The sequence below is a fragment of the Brucella pecoris genome (assembly GCF_006376675.1).
GTDB lineage: Bacteria > Pseudomonadota > Alphaproteobacteria > Rhizobiales > Rhizobiaceae > Brucella > Brucella pecoris.
Map to the genome: position 1 here is coordinate 1 of NZ_VEWK01000042.1, position 3,096 is coordinate 3,096.

Here is a 3,096-nt window from a genome sequence, read left to right on the forward strand (position 1 = left end):
CCATCCTATATCTTGCGGTTAAACGACAGTGTCGCGAGAGAACGTGCAAGGCGTGAATTGATCGAAGATATAATCCAAGCCGCTCGCATGGACGTATCTTTCTGACCTGTCAATGTTTCAGCTTCGATCAGGAGAGATCCATAAAAGGAAGCCGCCGGCGCGTTCGGTGTGTTAGTTCACTGACAGCAGTGGCCATTACTGCTCCAATGTCGGCACTTGCCGTAATTCCCTGCACGAAAGGCTGGTCGTGCATCAGATACGGCAGTGCGCCGAACGCAATCTTGCCACGTGCAATGTCCGGTGCCAGCAAAGTGTAGTCGTCTGAGACGTCCGGAATATCCTCTCCGACCGAAACGAGTTGCCGGCGCAGTGACGGAAACGGCAAATCCTTCGTCTTGAGTGGCTTCTGGCCTCGGGCGTCGATGAACACGTCGAATGTCCGTACTTCCGTGCCAATGGCGATGACGGTGTGATCCTTCCTTACCTCCATGTCGTAATCGTGCCCAAGTTCGAGGACGTCTATCAGGCCGGCCTTGCGCAGCGCCAGCAGTCTGCGGATCGATTCCGACGGGATGGCAGCATAGTTGTCAACGAAGACCTTGCAGAGTCCTGTATCGAACCGCTCGCGGTCCTCTTCATTGAGACGCGGAATGATCTCCTGCACGACCTCGTGCAGCCGAAGGATTGCATAGCGCCAGGGGACGGTATGCTTCTCCCGCTTGTTGCGCTCCACTTCTTTGAGATTGTATTCTGCCCAGCGGAACGCATCGTGGTTTTGCCGATCATCAAAGTACGCGTCAGCGAAGCTGTCAGCGTCGAGCTTCGAAAGTGAAACACGCTCACTCCAGGCCGGATCGGCCACCTCGATTTCGCGCGCGACCAGGGCAAATATCCTGTCAAGCAAGCCACTCTCGCCAGTCTGGATCTCCCTGTTGATCGCCTGCTCCGTGGCAATCTGCAAGGGCTCGTAAGGGATAGGGCAATAAAAATCCGCTTCTGGCAGGATGCCTGAACGGGACATAAGCGTTATCGCCAGACTTTTACTGTCCGGGTCAAGGTCGAAGCTCAGGTTGTCGTTATCTTCCTCAATGAAGCTTCCATGTTGGGCAACGACCGCCATTGCTGCGTCGATGGCGCTAAGCGATGTTCCCATAATACCCACTTTACACGCAGGTATCCTAGCTTCGATCAGTCCAGACCAGGGGCTGGGATAATAATTGCGCGTTGCCTTTTCATCATCGGGCCAGACGTGTCCGGTGGCGATGACGACGAGATCGAAGAGTTTCGAATCGAGCTTCCCCTCAGACCAGAGCTTTACACCATTGGTGGTGGCTTCGATATCCGTTACCTCGCTGGATTCGTGCACTTCGACTGCAAATCCTTTTCGACGCGCTGCCTCGACAAGAGCCAGAAACTGATCCCGGAAATATTCGCCCAGCAGAATGCGAGGCAGGAATTGTCGATCGTGAAGATCTTCCTTGTCGACCCGGTATCGAGCGAGACGCGTCTCGTCCTGCTCGCGCAGCCAGTCGAGATAGGTCGAGGTAATCGGCGGTATCTCGATGCTGGCGATGTTGGCCAGCATCATCCGGCTGTTCTCATCGTCATTATAAGGCATGCCTACGCCAGCTTCATCTTCCTTCTCGTAGATCGAGATGGACATTTGCTCTGCGAATTTGAGCAGCGAGAAGAAAGTATAAATCCCGGTCGGACCGGTGCCGACGATAGCAATGTTCTTCATGGGCAATTACCAATTTCTCCACATTCCAATACATGCGGTTAACGGCCCGGCTGGGCCGGGCCGCTTGTGTTTGCACTTCGAACATCTCTTCACATCAGTTGTATGCCGCGAGATCAGAGCTTGACGGTATCTTCACGCGCCCATAAGCGGAGCTTACGGCACGACACGACGAAGTCGGTGGCCGCCCTTGAATTGTCGAGCGGGATCAGCCCTTCGTCCATTTCGGGCTCGATACCGGCCTTGGCGAGCAGCGGCATCGCGCCTGCGGTAAAGCCAATGAACTTGCAGTGTGCGAACGCATCGGCAACAAAGTCCCGCGCCGTGGACTCACCGAGAAGCCGGTTGGCCGCTTCTTCAGACAACACAAGGGCTACAGCATCGAACAGTACGGATGGACCGCCGTCAATCATATGGTCGGCCTGCATCCATTCGCCGCTGGAAGCTTCGAAACCTCCAACTGTCGGCGCAACCAGTTCTACCATTGCACCTTCCTTCTCTGCGGCGTGCCGAATACCCTTGAGCACCTGCGCATCCGTGCCATTGGCAACAAGCACTCCAATTTTTCTGCCCTTGAAGCTACTGGGCCCGTTCTCAATAATGCTGAGTGCTGGAGATGGAGCAAGATCGTCACGCACGCGCACCATCGCGTCCGCAGCCTTCGGCATCTTGCGGATGCCGAGCTTACCGGCGACCGTTTCCGCGAGGTTGGCATCGATGTTCAGCAAATGTGACACAATACGCTCGCGGATCACAGGTGTTTCCACTTTCGAAAGTTCGAAAGTCAGCGCCATCGCAATATGCTTCTGTTCCGTCGCGGTCTGGCTCGAATAAAACTGCCGCGCCTGGCTGTAATGGTCGGCGAAACTCTCCGGTCGGAGGCGAACTTTCTGTCCGTCTTCCTGGGCTGCAAATGACCGGAACCCGCGCGTGGGATTAGGCCTTGGTCCTTGTCCCCAGGAATTAGGTTGGTAGTTTGCGCGTCCAGCAGGGTTACGCATCGCCATATGTCCATCCTGCTGGAAATGGTGAAACGGGCATTTGGGCGCGTTGATAGGAATATGGGTAAAGTTGGGACTGCCCAGTCTCTTCAACTGCGTGTCGAGGTAGGAAAAATTGCGTCCCTGTAGCAAGGGGTCGTTGGAGAAATCGATCCCAGGGGGAACGTTCTGCGTCATGAACGCAACCTGTTCGGTTTCGGCAAAAAAGTTGTCTGGCATACGATCAAGCACCAGCCGCCCGACTGGGACAGGCTTAATAACTTCTTCCGGGATCAGCTTTGTCGGATCGAGCACGTCGAAATCGAAGCTGTCGGCAAATTCCTGATCGAAGAGCTGCACGCACAGTTCCCATTCCGG

2 protein-coding genes are annotated in these 3,096 nt (G+C 55.2%); both read right to left on the reverse strand.

The features are described from left to right. Positions 1-127: 127 nt before the first annotated feature. On the reverse strand, positions 128-1,741 hold the full coding sequence (locus FIB18_RS24480) for an FAD-NAD(P)-binding protein (protein WP_138787512.1): 1,614 nt from the start codon (positions 1,739-1,741) through the stop codon (positions 128-130). Between the two features lie 113 nt (positions 1,742-1,854). Continuing rightward, positions 1,855-3,096 (reverse strand): catalase (locus tag FIB18_RS24485; protein ID WP_140023472.1); only part of this gene is annotated, 1,242 nt, incomplete at its 5' end.

Excerpts from the sequence above, each read along its gene's own strand:
- FIB18_RS24480 (WP_138787512.1), bottom strand. The coding sequence starts at position 1,741 with ATGAAGAACATTGCTATCGTCGGCACCGGTCCGACCGGGATTTATACT.